The sequence below is a fragment of the Lachnobacterium bovis genome (assembly GCF_900111325.1).
In the GTDB taxonomy this organism is placed as follows: Bacteria; Bacillota; Clostridia; order Lachnospirales; family Lachnospiraceae; genus Roseburia; species Roseburia bovis_A.
This window is the reverse complement of the sequence record NZ_FOGW01000013.1, coordinates 45,875-62,318: the sequence shown is the minus strand read 5'-3', so window position 1 is coordinate 62,318 and position 16,444 is coordinate 45,875. Positions and strand designations below refer to the sequence as shown.

The 16,444-nt window shown below is 31.5% G+C and carries 16 protein-coding genes; 1 reads left to right on the top strand and 15 read right to left on the bottom strand.

The genetic code is table 11. From position 1 onward, the window contains the following. Window positions 1-29: 29 nt before the first annotated feature. The 3 genes from BMY79_RS06995 to crcB form a co-directional block, all read right to left on the bottom strand. Window positions 30-461 (bottom strand): DUF2712 domain-containing protein, encoded by a 432-nt coding sequence (locus BMY79_RS06995; RefSeq protein ID WP_074730663.1) that lies wholly within the window; start codon window positions 459-461, stop codon window positions 30-32. 97 nt (window positions 462-558) lie between these two features. Further along, window positions 559-1,248 (bottom strand): LytR/AlgR family response regulator transcription factor, encoded by a 690-nt coding sequence (locus tag BMY79_RS06990; protein WP_074730662.1) that lies wholly within the window; start codon window positions 1,246-1,248, stop codon window positions 559-561. 174 nt (window positions 1,249-1,422) lie between these two features. Beyond that, complete coding sequence (gene crcB, locus BMY79_RS06985; RefSeq protein ID WP_029067580.1) at window positions 1,423-1,785, bottom strand: fluoride efflux transporter CrcB; 363 nt, start codon at window positions 1,783-1,785, stop codon at window positions 1,423-1,425. Between the two features lie 332 nt (window positions 1,786-2,117). Here crcB and BMY79_RS06980 point away from each other — a divergent pair, with 332 nt between their 5' ends. Next, entirely contained in the window at window positions 2,118-2,771 is a 654-nt protein-coding gene (locus BMY79_RS06980) for a YczE/YyaS/YitT family protein (RefSeq protein WP_022748204.1), read from the top strand. 192 nt (window positions 2,772-2,963) lie between these two features. Here the strand turns inward: BMY79_RS06980 and BMY79_RS06975 are convergent, their stop codons facing one another. From BMY79_RS06975 to BMY79_RS06915, 12 genes are all read right to left on the bottom strand, one after another. After that, window positions 2,964-3,644 carry an ABC transporter ATP-binding protein gene (locus tag BMY79_RS06975; RefSeq protein ID WP_074730661.1) on the bottom strand — a complete coding sequence of 227 codons (681 nt, stop codon included), beginning with the start codon at window positions 3,642-3,644 and terminating at the stop codon, window positions 2,964-2,966. Between the two features lie 24 nt (window positions 3,645-3,668). Continuing rightward, the gene (locus BMY79_RS06970) at window positions 3,669-4,961 is read right to left on the bottom strand and encodes a hypothetical protein (RefSeq protein ID WP_074730660.1); all 1,293 of its coding nucleotides are present in this window, start codon (window positions 4,959-4,961) and stop codon (window positions 3,669-3,671) included. A 2-nt stretch (window positions 4,962-4,963) separates the two neighbouring features. Continuing rightward, window positions 4,964-5,980 (bottom strand): hypothetical protein, encoded by a 1,017-nt coding sequence (locus tag BMY79_RS06965; RefSeq protein WP_022748199.1) that lies wholly within the window; start codon window positions 5,978-5,980, stop codon window positions 4,964-4,966. A gap of 637 nt (window positions 5,981-6,617) precedes the next feature. Next, on the bottom strand, window positions 6,618-8,174 hold the full coding sequence (lysS, locus tag BMY79_RS06955) for a lysine--tRNA ligase (RefSeq protein ID WP_022748195.1): 1,557 nt from the start codon (window positions 8,172-8,174) through the stop codon (window positions 6,618-6,620). Window positions 8,175-8,214: 40 nt separating this feature from the next. Continuing rightward, on the bottom strand, window positions 8,215-8,694 hold the full coding sequence (gene greA / locus BMY79_RS06950) for a transcription elongation factor GreA (RefSeq protein ID WP_022748193.1): 480 nt from the start codon (window positions 8,692-8,694) through the stop codon (window positions 8,215-8,217). Window positions 8,695-8,816: 122 nt separating this feature from the next. Beyond that, window positions 8,817-9,809, bottom strand: a complete 993-nt coding sequence (gene dusB / locus BMY79_RS06945; RefSeq protein ID WP_027422301.1) for a tRNA dihydrouridine synthase DusB — start codon at window positions 9,807-9,809, stop codon at window positions 8,817-8,819. 29 nt (window positions 9,810-9,838) lie between these two features. Next, on the bottom strand, window positions 9,839-10,621 hold the full coding sequence (locus tag BMY79_RS06940) for a type III pantothenate kinase (protein WP_022748190.1): 783 nt from the start codon (window positions 10,619-10,621) through the stop codon (window positions 9,839-9,841). A gap of 3 nt (window positions 10,622-10,624) precedes the next feature. Next, a complete protein-coding gene (locus BMY79_RS06935) occupies window positions 10,625-10,993 on the bottom strand; it encodes a DUF6145 family protein (RefSeq protein WP_022748189.1) in 369 nt (122 codons plus the stop codon). Next, the gene (locus BMY79_RS06930; protein WP_022748187.1) at window positions 10,980-11,960 is read right to left on the bottom strand and encodes a biotin--[acetyl-CoA-carboxylase] ligase; all 981 of its coding nucleotides are present in this window, start codon (window positions 11,958-11,960) and stop codon (window positions 10,980-10,982) included. Before BMY79_RS06930 ends, BMY79_RS06935 begins: the two co-directional genes overlap by 14 nt. Before the next feature lie 5 nt (window positions 11,961-11,965). Continuing rightward, on the bottom strand, window positions 11,966-12,955 hold the full coding sequence (gene argF, locus BMY79_RS06925) for an ornithine carbamoyltransferase (protein WP_022748186.1): 990 nt from the start codon (window positions 12,953-12,955) through the stop codon (window positions 11,966-11,968). A gap of 189 nt (window positions 12,956-13,144) precedes the next feature. After that, window positions 13,145-14,389 (bottom strand): cell wall hydrolase, encoded by a 1,245-nt coding sequence (locus BMY79_RS06920; protein ID WP_074730658.1) that lies wholly within the window; start codon window positions 14,387-14,389, stop codon window positions 13,145-13,147. A gap of 612 nt (window positions 14,390-15,001) precedes the next feature. After that, entirely contained in the window at window positions 15,002-16,348 is a 1,347-nt protein-coding gene (locus BMY79_RS06915; protein ID WP_027422299.1) for a glucose-6-phosphate isomerase, read from the bottom strand. Window positions 16,349-16,444: the final 96 nt, after the last annotated feature.

Genomic DNA, 16,444 nt, shown 5'->3' with positions numbered 1-16,444 from the left:
CTAACTTAATCTAAACTTTTATATCATTGTTAATCTGTTTCTTCATCCCAATATCCAGAAACATGATACTCTGCAGTAGTATAATTATTGTTTTCCATTCCTAAGCACACATTAGACCTTGATGCCCCCGATGTTGCCGCAAAATAATGATTTCCTGACCCTTGTGTCACATTATGTGTACCCGACACAATAGTATGTGCAGAATTTGCTTTTGCAAGCCAAAATGTTGCAATTGAACCCTTTCCTTCAGTACTATAAGCTAAATTTACCTTCCATTTATTATCTGGATTAGTTGTTTGACGATATCTTGAAGTTGTATATGTATTAGCATAGCAGGGTTTCAATCTGTAGTTTGTAAACGCTACCGCATCATTTGATGCTGATACATCCACACATGCCGTCGATACAACAACTGCCGCTGCCGCAAACAATACAGCTACCTTTCCTTTTTTTAGTTCCATTTTCCTATCTCCCTTCTAATTTACTTTTTACATTTTATATTTTAGCATTCTTTTTGTTTTTTAATAGGTATTTTGCGTATTCTGTTTGTTTTTTTGCTTAATCTGCATTATATCCCCAGTAAGCCTTGACAGCATTTCTTACATTTTTTGAATTTGACCTACTTAATGATAAAATCTCTCCATTATCCATAACAACCTCCTTATTGCTAACTTCTTTTATGAAAGCAACATTAACAATTGTTCCGCTATTAATTTTCAAAAAATGTATGTCATTTAAAGTTGACATCATTTTTTTAATAGTCGATCGTATATCAAATCTATTTCCATCTTTTATATTAATTTGAATTTTTCTATCTAATACCGTACAATAGACTATTTCTGGTTTTTTACACTTCACTATTTTAGTATCTGTTTTAAATAAAATAAAATTTTGTTTATTTTCTTTTAAAAAAATATACGCTTTTTTTATAAGTAAAATCAAATCGAGTTTTATTCTATCCTTTTTTAATTTTCCAAATGATTTAAATAGTACTGGATTAACAGAATCATCTTCAAATTTAGAAATAAAGACCACATACTCATCTGCCGCATCTTTAACATTAATACTTTTACATACCTTGAAAAAAAACAAATCAAAACTACTAATACTAAATGTTTCTAGTAACTCCTCCCCATTTTTAAACAAAACAGTTTCAATTTTTTCATTTAACTGTTTTTCTAACTTGTGCAACTCCTTTTGCATTATGTTAACGAATTCCTTTTCATCATCACATATTGCAATTTTCATAATATTTACCTCTGTGTACTCATTATTAAGTCAATTAATATTACCTTCCGAAAAATTATAACATTTTTATAATTATATTACAATTTCAAGAACATTTTTTAAACCTTAATGCTCGCTATCCATTGTAATTCTTTATCATACACTGATATAATTCTCTGTCCTTTCTTATATTCCTTATATTAAGTATGACAACTTTTTACCTATTAATATTCCCAAAACACAACATCCGACACTCAATGCCACATATATTCCTCCAGCTATATATATTCTTTTTTCAAACAAATTACACGATTCAAGTGAAAAAGTTGAAAATGTAGTAAATCCACCACATACCCCCGTTTTCCAAAAAAGTACTGCATTCGCTGATACGTCACCTTTTCTATCTGCTATCCCTACAATGAATCCTATTAAAATAGCTCCAGCTATATTTGTAACTAATGTTAAGACAGGAAATGTCATCCTTACCGGTATCAAGCTAATAGCATATCTTGCTATAGCGCCTAATGCACCACCAAGTGCCACAAAAATAAATTTCATATCTCTTCCTCTGTATTTGTGTAATCTACTGCCTGTAATACTGTTTCTTTCATTTCATTGTTCATATTCTCACTTTTCCTTTCATCATTAAGAATTTCTCTAAGGTTAACTTCATAATAATTTAATATTTCACGTCATAACATAGTTATAATATCGTATTATTCATTATACCGCAAGTTACGCTCTTTCTGTCATATTTATGCCCATAACAAAAAAGACTCTCCTAAAAGATTTCTCTTTTAGAAAGTGTCCTTGATATGAAAAATATTTGAGCATTTATTAATTATGATGTTATAATGATAAATGAATTTTATATGGAGGAATAATAATTTATGTCTAAAAATGAACTTATTAAACGCTATTTATTATTTATTATTGGATTATTTTTTGCAGCTATTGGAGTTGCCTTTACTAAACATGGTGAACTCGGTGTTTCACCTATCTCTTCTGTTGCTAATGTTTTGAGTTGTAAATACTCATTTTTGTCACTTGGAACATGGCTTGTCATTTGGAATTGTGTTTTGATTGCTTGTCAAATTTTAATTCTTAGAAAAAATTTCCAGAAAATACAATTATTACAGATTCCATTATCTTTTTTATTCGGAATTTTTACAGATATCGGAATGAAAATTGTTTCATATATTCCTGTTCCTAACTACGCCGTAAGGGTAGCATTATTACTTGTTGGAATTTTTATTCTTGGATTTGGAATTGCATTATCAGTAATAGCAAATGTAATTTTAAATTCTGGCGAAGCATTTGTAAAAGCTATTGCTGATACAATAAAAAAAGATTTTGGTGCAATAAAGACGATTTTTGATGTGTCATGTGTAATTATTGCCATCTTATTGTCTTTGTTTTTCTTCGATTATCAAATCGTTGGCACTCGCGAAGGTACTATAATTTCTGCTTTACTAACAGGTATGGCTGTAAAGCTTTTTACTAAGCATGTACAAGAGCCTATCACATCCTTTTTATGTAACTAAAAAAATGCTTTTGACATTCCCGGGAGGGTTTGTTTTGTAAAAGGCACATATGTTTTGCAGAAATGCGATTATATGTGTCTTTTTGATAGAAAAGATTTATTCTAAATAATATAAAAGGAATTTTTTAAAAAACGAGAAAAGTGTCAATGTATTATATATAAAAATGTATTATATATAAAATAACGAAAAACATTAATCAGTAGTGAATTCTTCAGCTACTATTTTACCATCTTTCATCGTAATTCTGTGATTTCCAATTTTAGCTAGTTCCAGGTCGTGTGTGACCATGATAATTGTTTTACCCGCTTTATTTAAATTTTTTAGAAGTTCGATGATATTGTTACCATTTTCTTCATCGAGTGCGCCAGTTGGTTCGTCAGCAAGAATTATATCTGTGTCAGAAATAATACTTCTACAGATTGCTACACGTTGCTGTTCTCCACCAGATAGTTCATAAGGAAAGTTGTATTCATAATCAAGAATACCGAGCTTATCCATAACTTCATATATATACGATTTTTTGGGTATTTTTTTGTTACGTCTATATTTTAAAGGAATACAAATATTTGTAATAACGTCAAAGTTTTGTATTAGAGCAAAATGTTGTACGATAAAACTTATTTTCTCATTTCTGTATGAAGATATTTGTCGATCGTTATAATTTGCAATATTATTTCCTTCAAAATAGTAATTTCCTGTAGTAGGTTTTGTAATACCGCCAAGAACATTTAATAACGTGGTTTTTCCACTTCCACTTTTACCGATAATGGTTACGAATTCACCCTTTGTTATTTCAAAAGAAACATTATTTAGGGCGATAGTCTCGGCTTCATCGCAGCCATAGTGTACTGAAACATTATTGAATTTAATCATCTTTTTTACCTCTTAATCAAAACTTTATTCTTTTCCACCAATGTAATGGTGTAAATGTAATTTTTTCATATAAAAATGAACTATAGTACAAGTAGCTATTAGTATGAATCCTATTAAAATCTGGACATACAAATATGTAATTGTGAGTTCATTAAATGTGATTAGTATTAAAAATCCAAGTAAATTGCCGTTCAAAAGAACTACAAATACGGGAACGAAAGCTTCAAAATCAATATCTACTTGTCTTGCTCCACAAAGTCTTTCGATACAGAAATTTGCATCGTTTTCACGAAGCATATTTAAAAATACACTAACAATAATCGTAAATGCTAAAAGGGTTAATGCTGCAAGAATTATTTTAAACTGATTAGTAACTTCTTTTGTCATAGATGAATAAGTTTCTAAAATGTTTTCATCATCTTTATTGTCAGTAGCAACATAAATTTGATAGTTGGTTAATCCAGTTTCCTTTTTATGTTTTTCAAAAATGTTTGCTGTTTTCTTTGCCCCTATCTTAGAACTTATTATTCCATTAGTGTGATCTAGAGCTATTTCTTTAGCAAAATATGTTTTGGTAGCTGGTGTAATTGCTGGAATAATCATATATGTATTACAAGATGACATTTCACAGGAAGAGGAATCATAAAAGAATGATTTATCTCGTAAAAAACCGATTACAATATAATGACGTTTGGTGCCCATGTATTCGGCGTCAAAAGTATTGCCCATTTTAAAGTATTTTTTGTAATCATTTCCTAGAATAACTGGAATTGTATTCTTATCATTATAAATGAAGTCATCTTTAGAGAATCGATGTCCCTCTGCTATAGATATATTAAAAATTTCAAAGAATTTGTCTGTAATCTGTAAACTTTTAACGGAATATATAGTGTTTTTATCATGTTTAGTTATACAAAAAGAGACATCGGTTGCATCTGGATTTTTAGAATCATAAGAATACAAAAATTTTTTGGGAATTTTTTTGTTATAAATATTTAGCATTTGGGAACCTATTGTTGTAAACTTAAATTCCTTTTCTTGACAGAGTTTTTGTTTAAATTGACACATGTTTTCTAACCCTTTTTTACCACTTTTATCTGTATAATTGTCTAAATCAACAGCAGAAAGATTTTCTCCTGTTTTATATAGCTTTACATTTCCGTATGTTTTATCAAATTCTTTTTTAACCTTTTCTTGCCTTTGGTTGGAATTTAAAACTGATCCGAATAAAGAGAAAAGTAATCCAGATAAAATTATCATTAAAAAAACTTGAACTTTGTGTTTGTTTAGAATTTTAAAGCCACTTATTAATTTCATACTTAACGAATTACCTCCTCTAATGGTGATTTAAAAAGTTTAAAAATGGATATTGCCAGTACAACAAACATGAATCCAATGCATATGAAAAATCCTTTAAAAAAAGATATAAAATAAGAAGGATAAATAATATGGCAATATGTTCCACTAATTATAAATGATAATATGGTGATACAAATATAACGGAAAACAAGGTTGCAAAGAATATCTGTTTTTCTAGCACCGCATATTCGACAGATGCATACGGCATTTTTCTGTTGATTAATCCAGCGTATGGATGTTAAAAGAATACATAAAAAACACGCTACTACAAGCATTGAAAGCCAACGTATAGAGTAAAGTTTGGGCATAATTGACTCAGAAAAGCAAGTTCCACCAGAAAAATCTTCAGGATTTAATCCGTTAGATTTTAAACTAGATAAAAGTTCACTTTGCCTAGTTGCTATATCTTTAAAGCTAAAAGCAGTTTTGAAAAAATCAAATGTGAAAATGTCAGCATCTATTTTTTCTGATGTCATGTTTAGGTATATATATGAATCGCATATTGTTTTCTTTTCATATCCAATTATTCCAAGAACTTTATAATTGGTTCCTTTATATGAATAGTATAAATTTCCATTTTTTTTCTGTGTGTTTTTTTCAAGATTTTTTCCAATAACACAAACTTTGTTGTTAGGCGTAAAATCTGAAGGTTTGAAGAATCTTCCACGTTCCATAGGAAAGGTTGCATATATGTTGTTGAAGTAAATATAGCGTACTTTTTCATCTATATTTGTACTAGAACATATAACAGCGATGTTGGTAGATTGTTGCTTACAGGATTTTATTATGGAATTTACAGGGTTTTTAGTTTTGATTTTATAATTCGTCTGACTTATTCCAAAACTTCCATTTTCCATTTTTGAGAGTGTATCAGTTATAGAAATGTGTTGTATCGTTAAAATCGTTATAATTGGCATAATACAATACAGCAATATTAATAATATTGTCGTATATTTTGTTTTTTTGAGTGCTTTCATTTTTTCTCCATAAAGCAGTTGAAACTACCAAAATAGAATCAACCGCTAGTTTTTCATTATTTTATAAATTTGTTTATTTGTTAGTGTCCGTAATAGGCATAAGCTCCAATAGAACCAATAGATATTGTAACACAAAACAATAAAATAAGAGTAGCTCTTTATTTTTCGAATAATAGCCCTTGGGTCCTTCTGTAATTGTCGATAAATATTCCATACATATCCTCCAAAAGCTCACATAATCATCTATTTAATTATATTCCTTCCGAGGAATAGTTTTAACATAAATACTTCCAAAAAGAATAACAAACCCTCCACAGGTCATGTCAAAATACTGATTGTTTTCACTAGCTTTGACATTCTCGGGAGGGTTTGATTTGTAATAGTCAAGCCCACTTAAGAATAAGTGGGCTCGTCTACGATTCACATATTTAATTGTAACCCATATCGTTAGATTTCTTTCGCATGATTTATAACATTTATTTTTATCTAACTGTTTCAAAGTCAATCGCCTTTTAAATAAAAAGAAAGCTTCCACATAGGTGGAAACTCCCTTAATCGTGTTCTCTTTCAATTATCTGGTCGTAAATTGGTCGTAAATCCTGTCATCCAACCTCTGAAACCCTTGAAAATACTAGGATTATTTATCCAAGTTCTTCAATGTTGGGAAGAGAAGTACATCTCTAATAGCTGGTGAATCTGTTAATAACATAACAAGACGATCAATACCATAACCAATACCACCTGTTGGAGGCATACCGATTGATAATGCATTTAAGAAGTCCTCGTCTGTATGGTTAGCTTCTTCATCACCTGCTGCAAATGCTTCTTCCTGAGCAGCGAAACGTTCTCTTTGATCGATTGGATCATTAAGCTCTGAATATGCGTTACACATTTCCCATGTATTAATAAATAATTCGAAACGTTCTACCTTTGTTGGATCTTCTGGTTTCTTCTTTGTTAAAGGAGAAATTGCAAGTGGATGATCCATTACAAATGTAGGTTGAATTAAATTCTTTTCACAGAATTCTTCGAAGAATAAGTTTACAATATCACCTTTTGAATGACGTTCTTCGAATTCTACATTATGTTCTTTTGCAATAGCTTTAGCTTCTTCATCTGTTTCAACTGCATCAAAATCTACTCCTGTGTATTTCTTGATACAATCAATCATTGTAATTCTTTCGAATGGTTTACCAAAATCAATTTCAATTCCGTTGTATGTGATCTTTGTTGTACCACAAACTTTTTCTGCTAAGTAGCGGAACATAGACTCTGTAAGTTCCATCATTCCATAGTAATCTGTATATGCTTGATATAATTCCATCAATGTAAACTCTGGATTATGACGAGTATCAACACCTTCGTTACGGAAAACTCTACCAATTTCATATACTCTCTCTAAACCACCTACGATTAATCTCTTAAGATATAACTCTAAAGAAATACGTAATTTAACATCTTCATCTAATGAATTGTAATGTGTTTCAAATGGTCTAGCGGCAGCACCACCAGCATTATGTACAAGCATTGGTGTTTCTACTTCCATGAAATCTCTTCCATCTAAGAAATTACGAATTTCTTTAAGTATTTTAGATCTCTTAACAAAAGTTTCCTTAACTTCTGGATTCATAACCAAATCAACATATCTTTGACGATATCTAACGTCTGTGTCTGTTAATCCGTGGAATTTCTCTGGTAAAATCTGTAAACTCTTTGATAAAAGAGTAACTTCTTTAGCATGGATTGATACTTCACCTGTTTTTGTTTTGAAAACAAAGCCCTTAACACCTATAATATCTCCGATATCATATTTCTTAAAGTCTTTATATGTATCTTCTCCAATATCATTTCTTGTAACATAAATTTGAATATCGCCTTTTAAGTCACGAACATTTGCAAATGATGCTTTACCCATAACACGTTTAAACATCATACGTCCTGCAACTGTTACAAGTTTACCTTCTGGAAAATCTTCTACAGGAACTACAATACTTTTACCATTTTCATCAACTGGTGCTTCAAACTGTAATTCTTCGTAATTATTTTTTACATCTACTGAATGATGTGTTACATCAAATTTTGTAACCTGAAAAGGATCTAATCCTCTTTCTTGTAAATCTTTTAACTTATCGCGACGAACCTGTAATAATTGATTAATATCCTGTCCGCCTTGTCCATTATTCTGCTGGGCCATATTTTCCTCCGCTTTCTTAGCAGAATTTAATCTGCGTTTTTTACATTGAACGCTGAATTTCTAGTACTTTGTACTTTAACTCTCCAGCCTGTGTTTCTACTGTTACTGTATCTCCAACTTTATGTCCAAGTAGTGCTTTACCTACAGGTGACTCGTTAGAAATTTTTCCTTTTAAGCTGTTTGTTTCTGTAGAACCAACGATTTTATATTCAAGTTCTTCATCAAATTCACAATCTAAAATTTTAACTTTACACCCGATATTTACTGTATCTGTATCAGCTTCTTCTTCAACAACTACTTCTGCATTTTTAAGGATTTTCTCGATTTCCTCAATACGAGCCTCAATATCACGCTGCTCATCTTTAGCAGCATCATATTCTGCATTCTCGGATAAGTCGCCTTGTTCACGAGCTTCCTTAATTTTCTGTGCTACTTCTTTACGTTTTACAACTTTTAAATCTTGGAGTTCATCTTCAAGTTTTTTGAGACCTTGGTAAGTCAAAATGTTTTTCTTATCCATATATTTTTACCCTTCTTTTAATATATAATGTACCTATTTTAACTAGAATATTGTATATTATTATCATGTCAATGTCAAGAAAACAAGTACATTGACTATTATACAAAATCACAGTATTTTCTTTATAATTTTTTATTAAAAATTTCTTGTTCTAATAATCTTTGCATATCTTCATATGATTCTACTGCATTAAATTTCACTCTTAATTTCGACGAATTATGATATCCTGCTGTATACCAAGCTGCATGTTTTCGCATTTCTCTTACTCCAGTATACTCACCTTTAAAATCTATCATCATTTTGCCGTGTCTTAAAATCATATTTGCCACTTCTTCTAATGAAGGTTTCGCCAAATGCTCGCCTGTTTCAAAATAATGTAATATCTGTTTGAAAATCCACGGATTTCCCTGAGCACCTCTTGCTATCATAAATCCATCACAATTAGTTTGTTCTTTCATTGCAATAACATCTTCGGCTGTTAACAAATCACCATTTCCTATAACTGGAATTGATACAGCCTCTTTTACCTGACGAATAATATCCCAATCAGCTTTTCCTGAATAATACTGTTCTCTAGTCCTTCCATGAACTGCCACTGCTGCTGCTCCTGACTCTTGTGCAATCTTTGCAATTTCAACAGCATTAACGTGTTCATCGTCAAAACCTTTTCTAAATTTTACCGTTACTGGCTTTTTGGTTGCCTTTGAAACTTTTTCTATTATCTCTCCAACTAATTTTGGATTCTTCATAAGTGCAGAACCCTCACCATTATTAACGATTTTAGGAACTGGACAGCCCATATTTATATCTAAAATATCATACGGTCTATCTTCTATCTCTTTTGCTATCTGTGCCATAATGTCAGGATCTGAACCAAATAATTGTAATGAAACTGGTTTTTCTCTCTCATCTATTGCTAAAAGAGATTGTGTATTTTTATTTTTGTATAAAATTGCTTTAGCACTAATCATTTCCATGCATAATAGTCCTGCACCTTGCTCTTTGCAAAGTATACGAAATGGCAGGTCTGTTACCCCTGCCATTGGTGCTAAAATCAAATTATTTGGTAATGTCACATCACCTATTTTTAATTTTGTAATTTGATTATTATTCATGTGTGTTACTATCTTTCTATATATATTACTTATTTTCTTCTATTTTGTTTTTTGTAAACTCTATAGATTCCTTCTAAAGTCAAATTTGGATTATAAATGTCTATGCTATCTGTTTCTTCGGCAATTATTCTTCCAAGTCCTCCTGTAGCAACTACTTTTATGTTATCCATCTTTGCTTCTTCTTTCATCTTTTTGATTATATATTCTGTTTGACCAATTTGTCCATACACAAGACCTGCTTGCATACTTGAAATAGTCTCCTTTGCCATAATTGTATCTGGCTTTTTAATTTCTATCTCTGGAAGCTTAGCAGCTTCTTCCCATAATGCCTGAGCTGATATTCTAAGTCCAGGTGCTGTTACAGCACATAAAAATGCGCCATTTTCATCTACCAAGTCATATGTTGTTGCTGTTCCAAAATCAAGTACTAAGACCGGTCCTCCATATATTTCATATGCAGCTACTGCATCTACAATTCTATCTGCACCAATCTGTTGCGGATTAGCTGTTACAATTCGTATACCTGTTTTAATTCCAGCCTCTACTACTATTGGTTTAATATCAAAATATTTTATAAATGCCCCCTCTAGCGAATGCATTACTTTAGGCACTACTGAGCAAATAATTGCATCATTAATATCCCTTACTGATATTTTGTTTTTTTCCAATAATGTTGTCAATATCATTGCATACTCGTCGGATGTTCTAGGCATTTTAGTTGTTATTCTAAAACTTGCCTCCATTTTGTCATTTTTACAGTTAAAAACCCCTACTGTAATATTAGTATTACCGACATCAATTGCTAAAACCATTTCTTATTCCTCCTGGTCGAAGCCCTCTCCTAAGAATAAAATTCTGTAATAAAGTTCTACGGACTCCAACAATTCCACTTTTGTTTTTTGTAATTGTTTTATTTTAAGGATGCTTCCAATATCATCATATAGTAAATCTCCCTCTTTAGATGAAGTTCTAAATTCTAGATTTCCTTTTCCATCAAAAACTAATTGTAAAATCCCACCTATTTCCTCGGTGTATAAAACACACATGATTCTTAGTTCTTCTTTTATTGAATCTGGTAGCCCCATAAAATTCTCATTTAAATAATATTTTTTGTTATATGCACTTGCACCACAAAGTACAACTTCGTCTTTAGAATTTTCTATGTTGTTTTTAGACATATCCATACATTCCTCTCACTGATACTTCGCCACTTGATACGTGGCGTATTTGATTATTTATTTCAACAATGAGTTCGCCATTATCTGTTATTCCTTTTGCTATTCCTTCATAAGGTTCTGTAGGATCTAACACCTTAACCTCTTTATCTAAATTAACTAGTTTTTGGTTATAAATGACTTTCACATTGCTTAAATCTTTTGTTTCTAAAAAAATATTATAATATTTTTCAAAATAAAATAGCACACGTTCTATTAGAACATCTCTATTTATTTTTTTATTGGTTTCTGTAAAAATAGAACCCGCTATGTTTTTTAATTCTTCTGGGAACGATGGGTTATTAACATTTATTCCAATTCCTACAACAATATTGTTGATATAATCAGATTGAATACTCATTTCTGTTAATATTCCACATATTTTTTTATTTCCTATGACAATATCATTTGGCCATTTTATTTTGGCTGGTACTTCTACTATTTCTTCTATTGCATCTGATACTGCAAGTGCTGCTAAAAGTGTTAACATCGGAGCACAATATGGACTAAAATCCGGTTTTAAAATTACCGTCATAAAAATCCCCACGCCTTTTGGCGACATAAAATTTCTGCCTCTTCTACCTCGTCCCGATGACTGTGTATCTGCAATTACTACTGTTCCATGTTCATATCCTTTTTCGGCTAACTCTTTTGCCAACGTATTTGTAGATGGTATATCATCTTTGTAGACTATCGTTTTTCCAAATTCTCCACCTTTGATAAGGCTTCCTACCGCAAAATCATTTACAATATCTGGAGTAGTCTTTAATAGATAACCTTTTCTACTAACAGCATCAATCTCATAGCCATATTCGCGTAATGAATTTACTTCATTGCATACCGTAGTTCTTGACACCTGTAACTGTTCGCTTAATTTTTGACCCGAAATATAATTTTCATTTGAATTTCTTAACATTCGTAATATTGCAGTTTTCACTTTAATCAATCTCCTAATGTTGCTCTCATTATTGCTTTTATTGTGTGCATTCTGTTTTCAGCTTCGTCAAATACAACAGATCTTTCTCCTGTAAAGATTTCATCTGTAACTTCCATTTCTTTTAATCCAAATTTTTCATATACTTGTTTTCCTATTTTGGTATTAAGATCATGGAAAGCTGGTAAACAATGCATAAATATCGCTGTATCTTTTGCATTTTCAAATGCTTTTTCGTTTACTTGATATGGTAATAAATCGTCTATTCTTTCTTTCCAAACTTCATCTGGTTCACCCATCGATACCCACACATCTGTATATATTACATCTGCATCTTTAGTTGCCTCTTCTATGTTATCAGTCAATGTTATGCTTCCACCTGATTTTTGCGCTTCTTCTTTCGCATAACTAACTAATTTATCTTCAGGATAATATTTTGAATTAGTACATGCCACAAAATCCATTCCTAATTTTGCACATGTTACCATCAATGAATTTCCCATGTTATATCTAGCATCACCCATATAGACAAAACGAATTCCTTTTAATCTACCGAAATTTTCTTTAATTGTCAACATATCTGCAATCATCTGTGTTGGATGAGATTCATTTGTTAAACCATTCCAGACTGGAACGTTAGCATACTCAGCCAATACCTCTACTATTTCCTGCTCAAATCCTCGATATTCTATACCATCATACATTCTTCCAAGAACTTGTGCTGTATCTGCTATACTTTCTTTTTTTCCAATTTGGGATCCTGATGGATCAAGATATGTAACATTCATTCCTAAATCATATGCGGCAACTTCAAATGAACAACGTGTTCTTGTTGATGTTTTTTCAAAAATTAATGCTATATTTTTTCCTTTAAGATCATCATGTCGAATTCCTTGTTTCTTTTTATCCTTTAGCTCTTTGGCTAAATCAATCAAATATAAAATCTCTTCAGGACTAAAATCCTTAATTTTCAAAAAATTTCTACCTTTTAAATTCATAACTATTCCTCCGTTTTATGTTAAACTTCGCTTTTATCCCTTTTTGTAATAATAGTATTTTAACCCATGTACCAAATATTAGCAAGTCTAGACCCTTTTTAAGATACAAAAAAAGCACTGAAACACTAACTTTTTAGTGCTCAGCGCTCTTTAAAATTATGCTTAAAGTTAAAAAACTAAATACCTTTTTTAGAAAAAGACCATTCCACCAATTACATGTCCACTATATGAACTTGATGAAACATCTCTAAAATTTTTAACACCACCAACATTATCAACACCGCTTAATGCTTCTTGAGCTGCTCTAACTGATGTTGAACTTGGTCCTTTTGATAATACTCTTTCAAGTTTACCTGTCATTGCTGGTCCAAATTGTCCTCTCTGATAAATTACTCCGTAAAGAGTACCATCAGCATATCCACTTTGTACACGGTTAACTACAACTGCACCAACTGCTAATTGACATTCGTATGATTCTCCACCTGCTTCACACTGAATTAATGCTGCAAGTAATGTCACATCATTAGCACTTGCTGCAAGAGATGAACCTGTTGTTCTTGCAGGTGCTGATTTTGTAGTCTGTGTCTCTTTTACACTTTGTGCTTCCTGTGCTTCTTTTGCACTTTGTGCTTCCTGTGCTTTCTTTGCTTCTTCAGCTGCTTTAGCTGCTGCTTCTTCTTCAAGTGTTACTCCAACACCTGTGTTAATTTTAACATCTACAAACTGTCTACTAACAAAATTTGTAGCATCATTAACTTTAACAGCAACCCACTCATTATTAGCCTGTGCATTTGTATCAACAGAAATTCCTTCTCCATTTGAAAGAACCTTTGTAACTTCTGCATTTGCATCTTGTGATGCTCTAACTCTAAGTCCTTCTGTTTTTGATACAGCAACAATCTGACATGATTGTTTTGCATAGTTTAATGCTTCTAAGCCAAAGTAACACATATCATTTCTTACGTATCCTTGTAGTTTTCCTGAAGAAATTTTTGTCCATTCTTCTCCTTTTTCTACAACTGTGGCTTTATTGCCTTTATATAATTTTCCAACTACTTGTGAATCCTGATTAGCTTCTGTTCTAACTAGTAAAAAATCTTCGACTTTTGGCATTAACGCGCTAGCCCAATCTTTTTCTTCATCTGATAATTTTAACTCTTTTACTAGGCCTTCGATTTGTTCACCAATCGCTTCATATCCAATTTCTTTAATTGTCGCTTTTTTAACGCTGTCAGCTTCTACGGATGTTCTAGCTATTTCTGCTCCAAAACCTGCACGTCCTCTGCTTGATTCAGTGTATGCTACGGTAACAACTTTCTTATTGTGATCAGCTAATGTTCTTTCTCCGTTGTTTGTCATTGCTGCAACTGTAGTCATAACACAAAGTGAACTAAGTACTGTCATACTACCTATCACTTTTTTGTTAAACTTCATAAATTTACCTCCATATGGTGTTTATAGATTTAAAAATCTATTACACTAATATTTCGTTTTTGAATTTTGTGTTTCAATTGTTACAAATTTATTACTTCACAAAGTATAACAGACACTATTTTTTTTGTCAAATCGAGGGCTGTTTTATAGATCATTTTATTTTTCGCATCCCCAAAAAGCCCTATTTTACGGACTCTTTAGGACATTTTCTTCATTTGAACTACTGTTAGACGCTATTTCTTTTAGGCAATTTGCACAAAAGATTTATCTTTTCCTTAACAATTACATCAATGTGTATCTTGTAACATTTTTGTAATATCTTTTCCCCTATTTATCTTATTTATACGCATTTTTGATTCATTAATTAATTTTCATTTCTTATTGTCATTTTGTTAGAGTAAACTAACTGTTTTTTCTAAAAAATGGCTTATTTTTGTTACATTTGTACATAAAAAAAAGGCTGTAAGAGGTATTTTTAACCTCTTACAACCTTAATATTTCGTTTTAAAATCTAGCATTTTCTTCTATAATTTAACATGTTTTCTTAGCAAAAATAACGTGTTATCCTACCAAAAAATAGCATGTTATCTTAATAAAAAGTAAATTTAAAAACTAAAGTCTCTTTAATAATTCTTCTCTTTGAGCTTCAAAACCTGGTTTGCCAAGTAATGCAAACATGTTCTTTTTATAGCTTTCTACACCTGGCTGATTGAATGGATTTACACCTAATAAGTATCCACTTACACCAACTGCAAACTCGAAGAAGTAGAATAATTCTCCAAGATAAAATTCATTCTGCTCTGGAATATTAACGATTAAGTTTGGTACATTTCCGTCAGTATGAGCTAAAATTGTACCATTCATAGCACTCTTATTAACGAAATCCATGTTTTTACCAGCTAAATAGTTTAAACCATCTAAGTCGTCCTTATCTTCTCCGATAACAACTTCTCTACGTGATTCTTCTACATTTAAAACTGTTTCGAACATGATTCTAGCACCATCTTGAATGAACTGTCCCATTGAATGAAGATCTGTTGTTAAATCAACTGAAGCTGGGAATAAACCTTTTTGATCTTTTCCTTCACTTTCACCGTATAACTGTTTCCACCATTCAGAAACATAGTGGCAGCTTGGTTCATAATTAGCTAAAACTTCTACTGTTTTACCTTTTCTTAATAAGATATTTCTGATTGCTGCATACTGTAATGAGTCATTATCACCAAACTCTTTATTTAATGCAAGTTCTCTACCTGCTGCTGCACCTTCCATTAATTTATCAATATCAGCACCACTTACTGCAATTGGAAGTAAACCTACTGCTGTTAGAACTGAGAAACGTCCACCAACATCATCAGGTACTACGAATGTTTCATATCCTTCTTCTGTTGCAAGGCTCTTTAATGCTCCCTTAGCTTTATCTGTTGTTGCATAGATACGTTTTGCAGCGCCTTCTTTACCGTATTTTTTCTCAAGCATTTCTTTGAATACTCTAAATGCGATAGATGGTTCTGTTGTTGTACCTGATTTTGAAATAATATTTACAGAGAAATCTCTATCTCCAATTACATCAATAAGGTCTCTTAAATATGTACCACTGATGCTATTTCCTGCATAATAGATTTCTGGAGTTTTACGCTGTTCTTTTGTAATGTTATTGTAGAAACCATGTCTTAAGAACTCAATTGCAGCTCTTGCTCCTAAGTATGATCCACCAATACCGATTACTACAAACACCTCTGAATCAGACTGGATTTTTTTAGCAGCCTCCTTAATTCTAGAAAACTCTTCTTTATCGTATGCTACTGGTAGATCAATCCATCCTAAGAAATCATTACCAGCACCTGTTTTGTTAACTAACTGCTCTTTAGCGTCGTTTACAAGTTTCTCCATGAAAGAAACTTCTTCTGAACTAATAAAAGATGACGCTTTTGAATAATCAAATGTAATTTTACACATCTTTAAACACTCCTTTATTTGGTTTGACGAATTCGTTTAAATTATAGCAATCCTAAGAATTTTATTCAAGGTATTCACGAAAATTTATGAAAAATT

Coding starts and splice junctions, on each gene's coding strand:
- lysS (WP_022748195.1), bottom strand. CDS start 8,174: ATGGCCCAGCAGAATAATGGACAAGGCGGACAGGATATTAATCAATTA.
- BMY79_RS06980 (WP_022748204.1), top strand. CDS start 2,118: ATGTCTAAAAATGAACTTATTAAACGCTATTTATTATTTATTATTGGA.
- dusB (WP_027422301.1), bottom strand. CDS start 9,809: ATGAATAATAATCAAATTACAAAATTAAAAATAGGTGATGTGACATTA.
- BMY79_RS06940 (WP_022748190.1), bottom strand. CDS start 10,621: ATGGTTTTAGCAATTGATGTCGGTAATACTAATATTACAGTAGGGGTT.
- BMY79_RS06970 (WP_074730660.1), bottom strand. CDS start 4,961: ATGAAATTAATAAGTGGCTTTAAAATTCTAAACAAACACAAAGTTCAA.
- argF (WP_022748186.1), bottom strand. CDS start 12,955: ATGAATTTAAAAGGTAGAAATTTTTTGAAAATTAAGGATTTTAGTCCT.
- greA (WP_022748193.1), bottom strand. CDS start 8,694: ATGGATAAGAAAAACATTTTGACTTACCAAGGTCTCAAAAAACTTGAA.
- BMY79_RS06975 (WP_074730661.1), bottom strand. CDS start 3,644: ATGATTAAATTCAATAATGTTTCAGTACACTATGGCTGCGATGAAGCC.
- BMY79_RS06935 (WP_022748189.1), bottom strand. CDS start 10,993: ATGGATATGTCTAAAAACAACATAGAAAATTCTAAAGACGAAGTTGTA.
- BMY79_RS06915 (WP_027422299.1), bottom strand. CDS start 16,348: ATGTGTAAAATTACATTTGATTATTCAAAAGCGTCATCTTTTATTAGT.
- BMY79_RS06920 (WP_074730658.1), bottom strand. CDS start 14,389: ATGAAGTTTAACAAAAAAGTGATAGGTAGTATGACAGTACTTAGTTCA.
- BMY79_RS06990 (WP_074730662.1), bottom strand. CDS start 1,248: ATGAAAATTGCAATATGTGATGATGAAAAGGAATTCGTTAACATAATG.
- crcB (WP_029067580.1), bottom strand. CDS start 1,785: ATGAAATTTATTTTTGTGGCACTTGGTGGTGCATTAGGCGCTATAGCA.
- BMY79_RS06995 (WP_074730663.1), bottom strand. CDS start 461: ATGGAACTAAAAAAAGGAAAGGTAGCTGTATTGTTTGCGGCAGCGGCA.
- BMY79_RS06965 (WP_022748199.1), bottom strand. CDS start 5,980: ATGAAAGCACTCAAAAAAACAAAATATACGACAATATTATTAATATTG.